Consider the following 14,252-nt stretch of genomic DNA (forward strand, 5'->3'; position numbering starts at 1 on the left):
AGTCGTGCTGTTTGGGCAGGAGTCTTCCTGCCGCGATCGATGTCAATTATCACATAAGGAGCGGCATACGGCCGCTCCTTATGCGCCTGACGGGCTGCTAATTTATACCATTTTACCGCACGAGCAGGTCGGATTTTTCTTGCCGCAGCACTCAGGCCGTCTCCGTCAACAGCTGCTGTTGTGCGCTGGCCGCCATCTGTTCCAGCAGCAGGCAGCAGGATACCGCGCCGGCATCCAGCACCCCGCGCGAACGCTCACCCAGACGGCTGGCGCGGCCAATCTTCGCCACCAGATCTTTAGTCGAATCGCGGCCCTGACGGGCAGCATTGCGAATCGCCTGCAGCATCACAGTATAGCCCTCATCCGCCCGCTGCTCGGCGATCTCAACTGCCGGGATCAGCGTGTCCATCAGGCACTTATCGCCTACGCCCGCCTCGCTGATATCCTGCAGCTCGGTCAGCCCCGCCCGCAGCATAGCGGCAAAATCGCTGGCCGTCAGGGCGGATTTGCTGCGAATGTTATCGGCCATCCCCATAAAGAAACTGCCGTACAGCGGCCCCATCGATCCGCCAATCCCCTCCATCAACGCGTCGGAGAGCGTATCAAAGGCCTCCGCCAGCGACTGCCGTTCATTCAGCTTTTCGCCACAGAGGGTAAAACCTTTCGCCATATTGATGCCGTGATCGCCATCGCCGATAGCACCGTCAATTTCGCTCAGATAGTCACGATTGCTTTTAATCACCGTGACCAGTTCGCTGACCAGCAGGCTGCCGTGCTGCGTTGAAAGTTGCGTCATCATCTTATTCTCCCTGCATCAGGCCAGGTGCCTGAGTCGGCAGGTCCACCAGCTTTTTCAGTTCATCATCAAGCGTCATCACCGTTAGCGTGACGCCCATCATTTCCAGCGAGGTAAAGTAGTTGCCGACCAGCGCGCGATGAACGCGAATGCCTTTTTCAGTCAGCAACTTTTCCACTTCCGCATAGTAGATATACAGCTCCATCACCGGGGTTGCGCCCAGGCCAGAGACCAGTACCACCACTTCCGGCGGCGGTGAAGCAACCTGCTCGGCAAGCACGAAGTTCAGCATGGTGGCAGCCATCTCTTTCGCGCTCTGGGTCGGGATCACTTCAATGCCAGGCTCGCCGTGGTGGCCGATACCGATCTCCATCGTGCCGGGCTCGATATGGAAGTTGGGTTTACCCACTGCCGGGATCGTGCAGGAGCTGAGGCCCGCGCCAATCGAGCGGCAGCGGTCAATGGCCTTCTGCGCCACGGTAATCACACCGTCCAGATCGTATCCCTGCGCCGCCGCCGCCGCGCCCACTTTCCACATCAGTATTTCGCCCGCCACGCCGCGACGCCTTTCGATTTCGCTAACCGGGGCAGATGCCACATCGTCGTTCGCCACCACGGTTTTGACAGTAATACCGGCGGCGGTGGCTTTTTTAATCGCCATCTTAACGTTCATGTTATCGCCCGCGTAGTTGCCGTACAGACAGGCCACGCCCGCGCCGCCGTCCGCCGCTTTAAACGCGTCCAGGAAAGCGCCCGCCGTCGGTGAAGAAAACACCTCGCCAATCGCCACCGCGTCCAGCATGTTTTTTCCCATGTAGCCAAGGAATGCCGGCTCATGGCCGGAGCCGCCGCCGGTCACCACGCCGACTTTGCCCGCAATCGGAGCCTGTGGGCGCTTAAGCACCCGAGGATTGTCGGTGGCCTGATAAATGGCCGGATGGGCTTTCAGGTATCCCTGGATAGCGTCCTCTACAACATAATCAGGATCGTTAATAATGCGATTCATCTGTCACTCCTGTTAGCAAAATTCTGACTTCAGCAAATGGTAAAGCCGCCATCGACCACCACGTTGGCCCCGTTCATCATTGCCGCCCCCGGGCTGGCAAGGAACAGCGCCGTAGCAGCAATGTGCGCTGGCTCCGCAAACCGACGCAGCGGGATCTGTTTTTTATGCGCTTCTCCGGCTTCACCGGCCCAGGCCTTTGCCCCCAGCTCGGTCAACACTACCGTTGGCGAAATAGCATTGACGTTAATGTTGTGCGGCCCCCACTCGAGCGCCAGCACCTGAGTCAACCCAACCACCGCCGCTTTACTGGCGCAGTAGGCCAGATGCTGGGGCAGCGCCACCACGCTGGCCTGCGAAGCCATATTGATAATGTTGCCGCTTTTCTGCCGCAGGAAATGCTGGCCTGCCGCCTGTGAAACCAGGAAGGTCCCCTTCAGATTAATATCCAGCGTGCGGTCCCATGCTTCTTCGCTCAACGTCTCAGCGGGGGCCAGCAGTGCGACGCCCGCACAGTTCACCGCAATATCCAGCCGGCCAAAATGCGCCACGGTCCGTTCAACGGCCTGATAAACCGCTGTGCGGCTGGTGACATCAACCGCCAGGCCGATTGCCCGCTGTGGGGCCAGCGCTTTGGCCGCATCGGCGACCGTTGGATCGCGATCGAAAAGTGCGACGCGGGCACCATGCTGTAAAAAACACTCGGCGATAGCGTGGCCGATTCCCGCTGCGCCGCCGGTGATAAGGGCAACTTTGCCCGTCAGTTCTGTGCTCATCAGAGTGCTCCTTTCTGTTTGATTAAGCGGGTGTTGCCGCTGTCCGCAGACGCATCCCCCGCTGGCAGAGTGACAAATTTCATCAGCACAGCCGCCAGCAGATAGAGGCCGGTATAAATCCAGATCACCCCGGCGGCACCAAACGGACCGATAAACAAGCCGACGACCGCCGGGCCAACAAAGGTGCTTAACCCGGCACCCAGATTAAGAATCGACATCGCTGCACCTTTATTTTCCGGCGCCAGCGACGGCATCAGGGCGGAGAGAGGGACGAACGCAGCCAGGCAGGCCCCGAACAGTCCGGCGATGACGATGGTGGCCAGATAGTTCGCTCCCAGCCACTGCGGCAGATAGAAGAACAGCACGGTGGTCACCGCGCAGCCGATGCAGCCGAACCACATCACCACGTTACGCCAGCCGAGGCCGTCGCTGATGATGCCGAACAGCAGGTTGAAGATGATATTGACGCCCCACAGCGCGGCGTACATATGCAGCCAGTCGGTGCGGGTAAAGCCGAAATCCATCATGTAGGTTGGCATAAACACCACGAAGCCGTAGGCCGCCGAGGTATTAATGGTGCGGACAATGCCGCCAAGGCCGATTTTGGGATTTTCAAAGGCAATGGTGATGCCCTTCAGCACATAGGCCAGCGTCGGTTTCTCGCGCTGCGCTTCTGCCTCATCTTTCCCACGATTGAGGAACAGTGCGATCGTTGCGCCCAGCATCACAAAGATCAGCGCACTCCACAGGGTATGGATTTCACCCAGAATCGGCAGCGCGATACTGGAGTACAGCACGCCGAGCACGCTCAGCCCGCCGCTGTAGACGAACCAGAAGATGCCTACTGCTGAGCCCAGTCTTTCGCGCGGAGCCTCGTAGGCCACCCAGACCAGGAAGCCATAGGCAAACAGGGGGTAACCCAGACCGCGAAGCGCGTAGGTAGGGATCATGGTCATCAGGTGATTGCTCGGCAGACCAATGGTCAGAAACAGTACCGAACCGATCATAAACAGCACCAGCCCCACCAGCATCACACGCTTTGCGGTATAGATTTCAGCCAGCACGCCGGAAAACCAGGCGGCAATCGCGGCGGCAAAACCGTAAACGCTGAACAGCAGCGCAGACTGCTGCACGCTCAGCCCTTTTTCAATCAGGTAAGGCGAAAGCCATCCCTGTTCCAGCCCTTCGCCCATCATAAAAATCAGTACGCCCGCATAGCCCAGCATCAGCTTTGGCGACAGCCCCGTACGTGCAATCATTCGTTGTAACATTGTATCCTCCCGGTGTTGCCTACAGGAGGTGCGCCCGGCGTGGACCAGGACTGCCGCACCCGCCAGGCCTGGATCAGAGATTTGGATTGAGCACCACTTTGATTGAATCAACGCCGCGCTTCATCAGGTCGAATCCTTCAGCGAAACGCTCCAGCGGCAGCGTATGGGTAACCACACCTTCGGTCGGCAGCGATCCGTCTGCGATACCGTTAATGACCAGCGGGTAACAGTAAGGTCCAAGGTGTGAACCGAGGAGATCCAGTTCTTTACGGTCGCTGATAATGCTCCAGTCGACGCTGACCGGATCTTTAAACACCGAGAACTCCACGAAAGTGCCGAGCTTGCGGATCATCGTCAGCCCCTGTTCTACCGACTTCGCGGCACCGGTTGCCTCGATGTAAATATCGCAGCCGTAGCCCTCGGTCATCTCTTTGACGATTTTTATCGCGTCCTCCCGCGCGGGGTTAATCACCAGATCGGCACCGAAGGTTTTCGCCAGCTCAAGGCGACGATCGGAGAGGTCCAGCACCACCAGTTTCTCCGCACCGGATTTTTTAATCGCGCCGATCATCCCCAGCCCCAGCGTGCCCGCTCCGGCCAGCACCACCACATCACCCAGCTTGATATTGGCGCGCTGCACGGCATGAAGTGAACAGGCGTATGGCTCGATCAGGATGGCTTTTTCAATCGGCAAATCCGCAGGCACCGCGTAGTTAATGGCCTCTTTGGTAAACTTCATGTACTGCGCCATGCCGCCGTTGACGTTGTTCTGAAAGCCGTAAAGATCGTGTTTTTCACACATCCAGTACTGGCCGCGATTGCAGAAACGGCATTCCCAGCACGGTACGATCTGCTCGGAGATCACCCGATCGCCGAGTTTAAATTCCGTGACTTCATCACCCAGCGCCACCACGTGAGCAATAAACTCATGGCCCGGGATCATCGGCGCTTTGATATAGGCTGGCTGCTTTTCATCACCCCAGAAGCTCGGTGCACCTTCATAGGCCTTAACGTCGCCTGCACAGATACCGCAGGCTTCAACTTTTACCAGGATTTCCTTCGGCCCGATGGTGGGCACATCCACTTCCTCAAGCCGATAATCCCCCGGTGCGTAGGCTACAACCGCTTTCATTCGCTGCGGGATATCCGCGACGCGTCGGCTCTGTTCTGTACATGTCTGGCACATAATCCGTCTCCGCTTATTGATCATTTGAACATGCATTGATTAAATGAACAGTACGCATAGCGTGCCAGGAAGCCAACAACCGAAGATGAAAACTGTGACGAGCGTCGTGCAACGGAGTTTTTAGCCGTTAAACACCCTCACAAATCTAAATTAGTGTGATCAATCCCACTTTTAATTTTTAATATCGCTTAAAACACATCAATCATATGAACATTCATTGAACATTTGTAATTTTGCGCATAGGGTAAGCAAAGCGGTGGGCACGATCCGCGGGATCGCCGGCCACTTTCGTCACCTTCTTTTGGAGATCTGCTATGCTTTCTATTGCAATTGGCGCTGATGATGCCGCCATTGAGTTGAAAAATGCCTTAATTGATTATCTTCACCAGTCCGGCTTTACCACCGCTGATTACAGCGCTGATGCGCAGCACGAAGGCGGATGTGCCTATCCGGATATTGCCTGGACGGTGGCACAAGCCATCAAAAATGGCCGTCACCAGCGTGGCATTCTGGTCTGTGGTACAGGCATTGGGATGAGCATCACAGCAAATAAAGTACCCGGCATTCGTGCCGCGCAGTGCCACGATACGTACTCCGCAGAACGCGCTCGTAAAAGTAACGACGCGCAAATCATTACCTTAGGTGCCCGGGTCATCGGGGCCGAACTGGCAAAATCGATTCTTGCAGCATGGCTCAATGCGGAATTTGAAGGCGGACGCTCAGCGCCAAAAGTTGAAAAAATAGGCTATTACGAACAGCTCAAAAGTTCGTAGATGGCAGGTGAATTGCCTGCAGGCCCCGGTATACGCGGCCTGCGGTAAACCATTGGGCAGGCCCATTGCAACAATCAGAAAAAGCGCATTCCAGTTCAATCCCGCCTGATGCACTGTGATCCGCCTGAGATTATTTCGCAACAACCGCAGTACCCCCGCGGTTCAGAAACGCACTGGGCGCATCTGTTACCGGCTGTCGGGTACAAGATTGCTTACAAGGAGCTTAGACAGATGAATCAGCTAGACGCACTGAAACAGTACACCACGGTAGTGGCAGACAGCGGCGACATTGAATCGATCCGCAACTATCACCCGGAAGATGCGACTACCAATCCGTCTCTTATTCTTAAAGCCGCCGGGCTGGATTCCTACAAACATCTGATCACCGACGCCATCGATTACGCCAAAAAACAGGGCGGCAGCAAAGAAACCCAGATTATCAACGCCAGCGATAAAGTCGCCGTGAATCTCGGTCTGGAAATTTTGAAAAGCGTGCCGGGCCGCGTCTCTACCGAGGTTGATGCCAGGCTGTCTTTCGATCGCGGTATGTGCGTGACCAAAGCGGAAAAGCTGGTAAGAATGTATGAGGAACACGGCATCGACCGCTCGCGGATTCTGATCAAGCTGGCCTCTACCTGGGAAGGGATTAAAGCGGCTGAAGAGCTGGAAAAAAACGGCATTCAGTGCAACCTGACACTGCTGTTTTCGTTTGCCCAGGCGCGTGCCTGTGCCGAAGCCGGCGTATTCCTGATCTCCCCGTTCGTGGGCCGTATTTATGACTGGTACAACAGCCGTAAGCCGCTTGACCCCTATGTGGTTGATGAAGATCCGGGCGTTAAATCCGTTCGCAGCATCTACGAATATTATAAGCAGCACCGCTATCACACGGTGATTATGGGAGCCAGCTTCCGTAAGACCGAGCAGATTCTGGCGCTGGCGGGCTGCGATCGCCTGACCATTTCCCCTAATCTGCTGGAAGAACTCCAGGCCAGCACCGCGCCGGTTGAACGCAAGCTCACGCCGTCAACCGAAGCCTTCCACCAGCCTGCGCCGCTTTCCGAAGCGGAGTTCCGCTGGCAGCACAATCAGGACCCCATGGCGGTAGAGAAACTGGCTGAAGGTATCCGCCAGTTCGCCGTTGACCAGCAAAAGCTGGAAGACGTGCTGGCCGCCAAACTGTAATTCCTCAGCCAATCCTTTCCATCATCAGGGCGGATTTCCAATCCGCCCTCTGCACTTCGGGAGAAGATATGTCTTCACGTAGAGAACTGGCAAATGCCATCCGTGCCCTGAGCATGGACGCCGTACAAAAAGCAAAATCGGGCCACCCCGGCGCACCGATGGGCATGGCGGATATTGCCGAGGTATTGTGGCGCGATTTCCTGCATCATAATCCGACCAATCCCGCCTGGGCGGATCGCGACCGTTTTATTCTCTCCAACGGCCACGCCTCCATGCTGCTATACAGCCTGCTGCATCTCACCGGTTATGACCTACCGATGGAAGAGCTGAAAAACTTCCGCCAGCTGCATTCAAAAACACCGGGGCACCCGGAAATCGGCTACACACCAGGTGTGGAAACCACCACCGGGCCGCTGGGCCAGGGGCTGGCCAACGCGGTGGGGATGGCTATCGCCGAGCGCACGCTGGCGGCACAGTTCAACCGCCCGGATCATCAGATCGTTGACCACTTTACCTATGTGTTTATGGGCGATGGCTGCCTGATGGAAGGCATCTCCCATGAGGTCAGTTCCCTGGCCGGTACGCTGGGGCTGGGCAAGCTGATTGGTTTTTACGACCACAACGGCATTTCCATTGATGGTGAAACGGACGGCTGGTTTACCGATGATACGGCGAAGCGCTTCGAAGCCTATCACTGGCACGTGATCCACGACATTGACGGACATAATCCTGAAGCGATCTCCGCCGCGATTAAAGAAGCACAAAGCGTTACTGACAAACCGTCACTGATTATCTGTAAAACGATTATCGGCTTCGGCTCGCCAAATAAAGCCGGTAAAGAAGAATCCCACGGTGCAGCCCTGGGTGAAGAAGAAGTGGCTTTAACGCGGAAAGAGCTGGGCTGGAATTATCCACCTTTCGAGATCCCGAAAGATATTTATGCGCAGTGGGATGCGAAACAGGCCGGTGCCGAGCGTGAAAAAGCCTGGAATACCCGGTTCAATGCCTATAAAGCCGCGTATCCGGAACTGGCCGCGGAATACAGTCGCCGAATGAACGGCGGTATGCCGGAAAACTGGGAAGCCGAAACGCAGAAATATATTCAGCAGCTGCAGGATAATCCGCAGAAAATTGCCAGCCGTAAGGCCTCACAAAATGCGCTGGAAGCCTATGGCCCACTGCTGAAGGAATTCTTAGGTGGTTCTGCCGATCTGGCACCGAGTAATCTGACCATCTGGTCTGGCTCGAAATCAATTAAAGATGACAGCGCTGGTAACTATATTCACTACGGCGTACGTGAATTCGGCATGACGGCGATTGCCAACGGTATCGCTCACCACGGTGGTTTTATTCCCTACACCGCCACCTTCCTGATGTTTGTTGAATACGCCCGTAATGCGGTACGCATGGCGGCATTGATGAAAGCGCGCCAGATTCTGGTGTATACCCACGACTCCATCGGGCTGGGTGAAGATGGCCCAACCCACCAGCCGGTTGAACAGCTGGCCAGCCTGCGGGTTACGCCGAATATGAGCGTCTGGCGTCCCTGCGATCAGGTTGAGACGGCCGTGGCGTGGAAGCACGCCGTTGAGCGCCATCACGGCCCGACCGCGCTGATCCTCTCCAGGCAGAATCTGGCCCAGCCTGCGCGCAGCAAGGCGCAGCTGGAGAATATTTCGCGTGGCGGCTACGTTCTGAAAGACAGTGACGGTACGCCGGAGGTGATTCTAATTGCCACCGGTTCCGAGGTGGAAATCACGCTGGGCGCCGCTGATAAGCTGACCGCCAGCGGGCATAAGGTGCGGGTCGTTTCCCTGCCCTCCACCGATTTGTTCGATGCGCAGGACGCCGCCTATCGCGAGTCGGTACTGCCGTCCAATGTGACCGCTCGCGTGGCGGTTGAAGCCGGGATTGCCGATTACTGGTTTAAATATGTCGGTCTGAACGGTGCGATTGTCGGGATGACCGGTTTTGGCGAGTCCGCCCCGGCTGAGAAGCTGTTTGCCGAGTTCGGTTTCACGGTGGAAAATATTGTCAGCCATGCTGAGGCGCTGTTGAAACCGCATTGATGTGAGGTTGCGAGGAGTGGCATTGCGTGCCTGGTCGTTTGCGTAGTCTGGGGTTAGCGCAGACGGGCTGTGCCCCCGTTCGAGCGGGTCCTCGCGCCGCTTACGCGGTTCCCTCACTCCGATCGTCAGCCTTATCGGACCGGCCCAGAGTGGCATATATGCCTGGTCGTTTGCAAAGCCAGGGGTTAGCGCAGGCCGGTTGTGCCCCCGTTCGAGCGGGTCCTCGCGCCGCTTGCGCGGTACCTTCACTCCGATCGTCAGCCTTATCGGACCGGCCCAGACGCGCGTCCTGCGCGGCTGGGCCTTTCGCTCACGTCCCTGTGAGCGAATCCTGGCTTCCTCCCTGCGTTCAGCGCTGTGGATTGCTCGAACGGGAGCACAACCCGCCCGCTTTCTGGCTTCAGCTTTGTCTGAATGAAAAGACAACCTTGGCTTACTCGCTACGGATGGACCATCGGCCACACTCCCTTTGCTTTCCACCTTTTCCGCATAGTCTGCCCGATCGCGGCAGTAAGACATTTTTTATCGGTTACTTTCCACGTAGCGATCGCCTGGCGATGTAGTTGCACCGGTCAATTCAATTACCGGACGATAACTATTAAAAGCAACGTCGATATTAGAACGGGTTCAGCAACTACAGCAACAACAGCAACAACAGCAACAACAGCAACAACAGCTTAAATCGCAGAAGCTGAACCAGAGGCACTATCGTCCACAGAAAAACCTATGGCTCAAGCTCAACGCTACCGCTGGGCTGATTCTCCACCCGACTCACCCACAGCGTCGGCCAGCGATCGCTGCTGTTCCAGGCATCGCAGGTACTTTCCTGCGCATACTCTGCAAGGACGAACTCCCGCCCGTTAAACTGCCAGCGCGTAGCTACGCCACAGTCCCCCAGGCCACGCGTTTTACTGAACGTCAGCAGCTCACCGCTTACCGCATCATATTCCGCATTAATTGGCTCCAGCTGCCGCTCGTTGGTATCGGGAGGAACAAACGGCAGCGTCAGCGCAATGTGTTGTGGAATATAAGGAGGCTGGCGCGTCACCTCAAAAGCCAGATCGATAATGTTATAAGCCCCCATCTCACAGCCTACCAGCAGAAGCGCCTTGTCATCCGTCAGTGGGGACACAGACACTTCGCGTCGTTGCACGTCCAGTGAACAGCTATCGCTGTTAATGTGCAGGCTGCCAAAATCAATCAGCCCTCGGGTTTCATCCGGTGTTAACGGCTGCGGCGGGCGTTCAGGTTGATAAACCTGCGGTATTGCGGGGGCTGCGGGTACATCCCATGCTGGACGATCGCCGCGCCGAATCCAGGCACTGTCGCTGTTCACCCGCCCCTGAACCTCATCCATCAGCAGCAGCGCAGCTTTTAATCCCTTCAGACGAATAGACGCATCGGCGCGGTAGACCAGCTGGATTGAATCAGCATCCATAACCTGGGCGATGAATTCATTAATTGAGATGCTGTGATCGGTGATGAGATGGTGGGGAGTAGTCTGCCAGTGTTTGAGATCTAACCTTATTCGCTGACCGTCCAGCAGCAGATTATCCTGCAGTGCACCACCGGGAAGCTCACCGCTGTAGCGATTGCCGTAATCAATTTTCAGCAACGGGCTATCACCCTGACCGGCATGCCGCGCGATGGTCATCGCCAGGCCGTTATTACCGGGCAGACTGCGCGCTTCGCAGCTGTTCAGGTTGTTGCAGGTAATCTGCCAGCTATCGAACGTCTTTTGCAAAGGCTGTGCGTACAACAGGCTTGTGAACAACAGAGGAGCCAGCGACAACCACTTCATACAGTAAAACATTGATGGAGTCCCTGCCTGAGTGGGATATCAACGATCGCGTAACCTCGCACAATCAGCGTGTACGAATATGATGGTAGGACTTTACTCGTACCTCAATCAGATTTATCGGACTGTAGCAGCGTGGCGATTAACCCGTTAACGCCCTGCAACCATGCCAGATAACTCCGCTATCACGCAGGCGCGAGCAGAAAAATGGCAAACCGCCACCCGGGTTGCTGAATAATGAATTAATTTGTGAACAGCCTCACCCTTATTTCCTGCTAACGATATAAATCCGCCAATATCTGGAGCGGGATCGCGTTCCCGCCGTCCTCACTCGGCTATTTTTCATACTACCCGCACGGCATCTGCGCTGGATATCATGCAATCTTCCTTAAGAATCACTCACCAATACATCAATAATTGGAATCCATAAAAGTAGTTAGTAACTGAAATTAATTAGTTGATTATATGAATAACTGGATCTAATTCAGAATATGCTTAATAATTACCACCAGCCAACCGCTATCGATGGCGGTGTTACGCTGTATTTTTGCTCTTGATAATCCGACAACGCTATATCTAGGAACATTCCTATGTTCTCAAATGTAAAGTTTTCTTTAAATTAACGTTAACTATGTTGCTAGCAAACCCTTCACAAGCCTCGACCTGGTTTTTTAATCCGCACAATGATCTTTCCCCAGGATTTTCTCACATAAAATACCCAGCAAACCTTCATAAACATCCGTTTTGTAATTTTTACTGATGAAGACTGTTAAAGAAAAATTTTTATAACTAAATTGTTCTTATAAATAAATGCAAAGTCAGCACGCCAGTGCTTAACCAGTTGTCGGCGGTATGATGATAAAAAAGTAGCATTACTGGACCCCGACGCATTCGTCACCGCGGGGTTACGTGAAATTGTTAGTCAGTCTTCAAACTATTTATTGTTGGCAAATCTGAAATCATTTTCAGCTTTACAACTGTTGTTGGAGATAGGTGACGTAGATATTGTTTTCACTGAGCTTTATGACAGCGGCATGGATATTATTACCGGAATAGAGTTTATCCGTAATAATCGCCATCACTGGAGAAAAGTGAAGCTTATTATTCTGACCAGCGTAGAAGAACCGGGCTTAGTTAAATATCTGACGGGAATGGGCGCTCAGTGCTATTTCTCGAAGAGAGATGATATAACAGCCATTATATCGGGATTAAATCAACAGGACCGTATTCAAAGCGTGGTCAGCCCGCGACTGGACACGCAAACTAATAGCGAGAACGCTTATCGCACGCCATTAACTATGGCTGAATTGAATGTCGCCTGGCTACTGGCACGAAATAATACGGTTATTACTATCTCGAAGCAGATGAACGTCAGTTATAAAACGATTCATACACATAAAACGAATTTAATGAAAAAGCTTAACATCGCTGATATGCCGCAGCTGATGAAGTATTTATCTGTTCAGCATCACTCCTTTTAATTGTTATACACAGCAAGCCAATGGGCATCACTACGATAATGAGGATAGTTATGAAAAAGAACAAACTGTTATTATCAGCGTTAACTGCGGCTTTATTAAGCAGCGCGGCTATGCAACCGGTATCCGCAGCGGCCACCGGTTCATTAACCGGTGAAATCGGCGTTCAGGTTATTATCGGTTCGGCGTGTACCGTCGGTAATGGTGATGGTTCTACCGGCACCAATAAATGGGGTACGCTGGATTTCGGTACCTATGCCGATTTGAAATATACCATTGACGGCAGCGTGACCGGCGCTGACGGCAGCGGTGCCGTCACGGTCACCTGCAGTACGGGCTTAAGCCCAACGCTGACGCTGGACGGCGGCCTCCACGGTGACGGTACGGTGCGCAGCGTGTCATCCGGCACCGCGCAGATCCCTTATCGTCTCTACTCCGACAGCGCGCGCACGACTGAAATTGATGTTGGCGATACGATTAGCCTTGCGGCTACCGGCACCGCGCAGAACATCCCGATCTACGGCCGTATTCTGCCTTCCGACCAGGGTAGCAATACTTCTCCGGCGGCCGGAACCTATGTTGATACCGTGATCGCCACTCTGGCCTGGTAATCAACGTGCGCCTCTGTAGCGTTCTGCTACTGGTGACAACCTGTAGCACTGCCAGCACCGTTACCGATACCTTCACCGTTTCAGCCACCATTACCAACGGCTGCATTCTGGGGAGTACCACGGCCAGCACGACTCAGTTAGGAACTATCGATTTTGGCACCGTGGGCGACCTCAGCAGCAACGTGGATGTGGTGAGCAGCAGCGGGGCCGGTTCGGTGGTGGTGACCTGTACACCGGGCACCGCCATGTCGATTGCCCTCGACTACGGCCTGAACGGCGGCACCAGTAGCGCTCGCTATCTGAGTAACAGCACAAGCAGCAACAAGCTGGCATACCAGCTCTATCGGGATGCCAGCCGCAGCACCGTATGGGGAACCGGGGCACTGGCTTACAGCATTGCCTCGTTCCCGGCAACAACCCAGACCTTTCCGGTTTATGCGCGACTTTTGACTTCCGGCACCGTTCCGGCCGCCGGCACCTATAACGATACAGTTACCGTGACTCTAACGTGGTAAAAAAACATGAAACTCAAAACAGGGTTGTTATTTTGCGCGCTCTGGCTGACCGCGCTGTGTCCACAATTTGCTCTGGCCGCCAGCTCGGTTCTGGTATGGCCGGTTTACCAGGTAATTGAAGCCGATCAGCAGGGGTCTGCGCTGTGGCTGGAGAATCGCGGCAGCTATCCGGTCAGCCTACAGGTTCGTGTACTGGGCTGGCAGCAGCAGGATCAGCGCGATCGCTACGCCGATCAGCAGGATGTCATTGCCAGTCCGCCTTTTGCTACCGTCGAGCCGGGAAAACGCCAGCTTATTCGCCTGATGCGCACCGTGACCGTTCCGGCCGGTCGTGAACAATCCTACCGTATCGTGATTGATGAACTGCCCGGCTCGCTGCCGAAAGAGATGCAGGAACATGCCGGGCTTCAGCTGCAAATGCGCTATCTGCTGCCGCTGTTCCTGGACGGTGAAGGTTTGTGGACCCAGGAACGCACCGATCGCAAACGCGATGCCAGCACGGCCACCCGCCCGCAGCTGAGCTGGACATTGAGCCAACGCGAGGGCAAAACCTGGCTCACCGTGCGTAATCAGGGCGTGGTTCATGCCCGACTGAGTAACGTATTCTGGGGCAGCAGTAATAAACCGGAGCAGGCCTCACTGCGGCTGTCCGAGGGCTTCCTGGGTTATGTGCTGCCGGGGCAAAAGATGTCGTTCCCGCTGCCTGCTAAGCGCCAGCCTTCCGGTGGGCAAACCCTCTACGCTCAGCTGGCGGATAATACGACTCCGGTGGCCATTCAGGCCGCGAACTAAGT

At 55.0% G+C, this 14,252-nt stretch carries 13 protein-coding genes; 7 read left to right on the forward strand and 6 right to left on the reverse strand.

Annotated elements, in window-relative coordinates; all coding sequences use genetic code 11:
• Positions 1-151: 151 nt before the first annotated feature.
• From dhaL to JOE09_RS15485, 5 genes are all read right to left on the reverse strand, one after another.
• A complete protein-coding gene (dhaL, locus tag JOE09_RS15465; RefSeq protein ID WP_205066393.1) occupies positions 152-799 on the reverse strand; it encodes a dihydroxyacetone kinase subunit DhaL in 648 nt (215 codons plus the stop codon).
• A gap of 1 nt (position 800) precedes the next feature.
• Positions 801-1,802 carry a dihydroxyacetone kinase subunit DhaK gene (locus tag JOE09_RS15470; RefSeq protein WP_205066394.1) on the reverse strand — a complete coding sequence of 334 codons (1,002 nt, stop codon included), beginning with the start codon at positions 1,800-1,802 and terminating at the stop codon, positions 801-803.
• A gap of 29 nt (positions 1,803-1,831) precedes the next feature.
• Positions 1,832-2,575 carry an SDR family oxidoreductase gene (locus JOE09_RS15475; RefSeq protein WP_205066395.1) on the reverse strand — a complete coding sequence of 248 codons (744 nt, stop codon included), beginning with the start codon at positions 2,573-2,575 and terminating at the stop codon, positions 1,832-1,834.
• A complete protein-coding gene (locus tag JOE09_RS15480) occupies positions 2,575-3,846 on the reverse strand; it encodes an MFS transporter (RefSeq protein ID WP_205066396.1) in 1,272 nt (423 codons plus the stop codon). Before JOE09_RS15480 ends, JOE09_RS15475 begins: the two co-directional genes overlap by 1 nt.
• Positions 3,847-3,919: 73 nt before the next feature.
• The gene (locus tag JOE09_RS15485) at positions 3,920-5,032 is read right to left on the reverse strand and encodes an MDR/zinc-dependent alcohol dehydrogenase-like family protein (RefSeq protein WP_205066397.1); all 1,113 of its coding nucleotides are present in this window, start codon (positions 5,030-5,032) and stop codon (positions 3,920-3,922) included.
• Between the two features lie 314 nt (positions 5,033-5,346).
• Here JOE09_RS15485 and rpiB point away from each other — a divergent pair, with 314 nt between their 5' ends.
• The 3 genes from rpiB (at position 5,347) to tkt (ending at position 9,056) form a co-directional block, all read left to right on the forward strand.
• Positions 5,347-5,805, forward strand: a complete 459-nt coding sequence (gene rpiB / locus JOE09_RS15490) for a ribose 5-phosphate isomerase B (protein WP_200545551.1) — start codon at positions 5,347-5,349, stop codon at positions 5,803-5,805.
• A gap of 231 nt (positions 5,806-6,036) precedes the next feature.
• Positions 6,037-6,987 (forward strand): transaldolase, encoded by a 951-nt coding sequence (tal, locus tag JOE09_RS15495; RefSeq protein WP_105593282.1) that lies wholly within the window; start codon positions 6,037-6,039, stop codon positions 6,985-6,987.
• Positions 6,988-7,055: 68 nt separating this feature from the next.
• Complete coding sequence (gene tkt / locus JOE09_RS15500) at positions 7,056-9,056, forward strand: transketolase (protein WP_205066398.1); 2,001 nt, start codon at positions 7,056-7,058, stop codon at positions 9,054-9,056.
• A gap of 724 nt (positions 9,057-9,780) precedes the next feature.
• Here tkt and JOE09_RS15505 read toward each other — a convergent pair.
• Entirely contained in the window at positions 9,781-10,869 is a 1,089-nt protein-coding gene (locus tag JOE09_RS15505) for a DUF1176 domain-containing protein (protein ID WP_205066399.1), read from the reverse strand.
• Positions 10,870-11,798: 929 nt separating this feature from the next.
• Between JOE09_RS15505 and JOE09_RS15510 the strand changes: the two genes are divergently transcribed.
• Genes JOE09_RS15510 through JOE09_RS15525 form a run of 4 tightly spaced genes read left to right on the forward strand, consistent with a single transcriptional unit; the run spans position 11,799 to position 14,250 of the window.
• Positions 11,799-12,335, forward strand: a complete 537-nt coding sequence (locus JOE09_RS15510) for a LuxR C-terminal-related transcriptional regulator (protein WP_205066400.1) — start codon at positions 11,799-11,801, stop codon at positions 12,333-12,335.
• Between the two features lie 50 nt (positions 12,336-12,385).
• On the forward strand, positions 12,386-12,943 hold the full coding sequence (locus JOE09_RS15515) for a Csu type fimbrial protein (protein WP_234480063.1): 558 nt from the start codon (positions 12,386-12,388) through the stop codon (positions 12,941-12,943).
• Complete coding sequence (locus tag JOE09_RS15520) at positions 12,943-13,458, forward strand: Csu type fimbrial protein (protein ID WP_425320523.1); 516 nt, start codon at positions 12,943-12,945, stop codon at positions 13,456-13,458. Before JOE09_RS15515 ends, JOE09_RS15520 begins: the two co-directional genes overlap by 1 nt.
• Before the next feature lie 6 nt (positions 13,459-13,464).
• Positions 13,465-14,250, forward strand: coding sequence for a fimbrial biogenesis chaperone (locus JOE09_RS15525; protein ID WP_205066401.1), 786 nt, complete (start codon positions 13,465-13,467; stop codon positions 14,248-14,250).
• Positions 14,251-14,252: the final 2 nt, after the last annotated feature.

The sequence above is a fragment of the Pantoea coffeiphila genome (assembly GCF_016909495.1).
GTDB lineage: Bacteria > Pseudomonadota > Gammaproteobacteria > Enterobacterales > Enterobacteriaceae > Erwinia > Erwinia coffeiphila.

What these genes read in the sequence shown, in the direction of transcription:
- JOE09_RS15515 (WP_234480063.1), top strand. Translation starts at nt 12,386, where the DNA reads ATGAAAAAGAACAAACTGTTATTATCAGCGTTAACTGCGGCTTTATTA.
- rpiB (WP_200545551.1), top strand. Translation starts at nt 5,347, where the DNA reads ATGCTTTCTATTGCAATTGGCGCTGATGATGCCGCCATTGAGTTGAAA.
- tal (WP_105593282.1), top strand. Translation starts at nt 6,037, where the DNA reads ATGAATCAGCTAGACGCACTGAAACAGTACACCACGGTAGTGGCAGAC.
- JOE09_RS15480 (WP_205066396.1), bottom strand. Translation starts at nt 3,846, where the DNA reads ATGTTACAACGAATGATTGCACGTACGGGGCTGTCGCCAAAGCTGATG.
- tkt (WP_205066398.1), top strand. Translation starts at nt 7,056, where the DNA reads ATGTCTTCACGTAGAGAACTGGCAAATGCCATCCGTGCCCTGAGCATG.
- JOE09_RS15470 (WP_205066394.1), bottom strand. Translation starts at nt 1,802, where the DNA reads ATGAATCGCATTATTAACGATCCTGATTATGTTGTAGAGGACGCTATC.
- JOE09_RS15485 (WP_205066397.1), bottom strand. Translation starts at nt 5,032, where the DNA reads ATGTGCCAGACATGTACAGAACAGAGCCGACGCGTCGCGGATATCCCG.
- JOE09_RS15525 (WP_205066401.1), top strand. Translation starts at nt 13,465, where the DNA reads ATGAAACTCAAAACAGGGTTGTTATTTTGCGCGCTCTGGCTGACCGCG.
- JOE09_RS15505 (WP_205066399.1), bottom strand. Translation starts at nt 10,869, where the DNA reads ATGTTTTACTGTATGAAGTGGTTGTCGCTGGCTCCTCTGTTGTTCACA.
- JOE09_RS15475 (WP_205066395.1), bottom strand. Translation starts at nt 2,575, where the DNA reads ATGAGCACAGAACTGACGGGCAAAGTTGCCCTTATCACCGGCGGCGCA.
- dhaL (WP_205066393.1), bottom strand. Translation starts at nt 799, where the DNA reads ATGATGACGCAACTTTCAACGCAGCACGGCAGCCTGCTGGTCAGCGAA.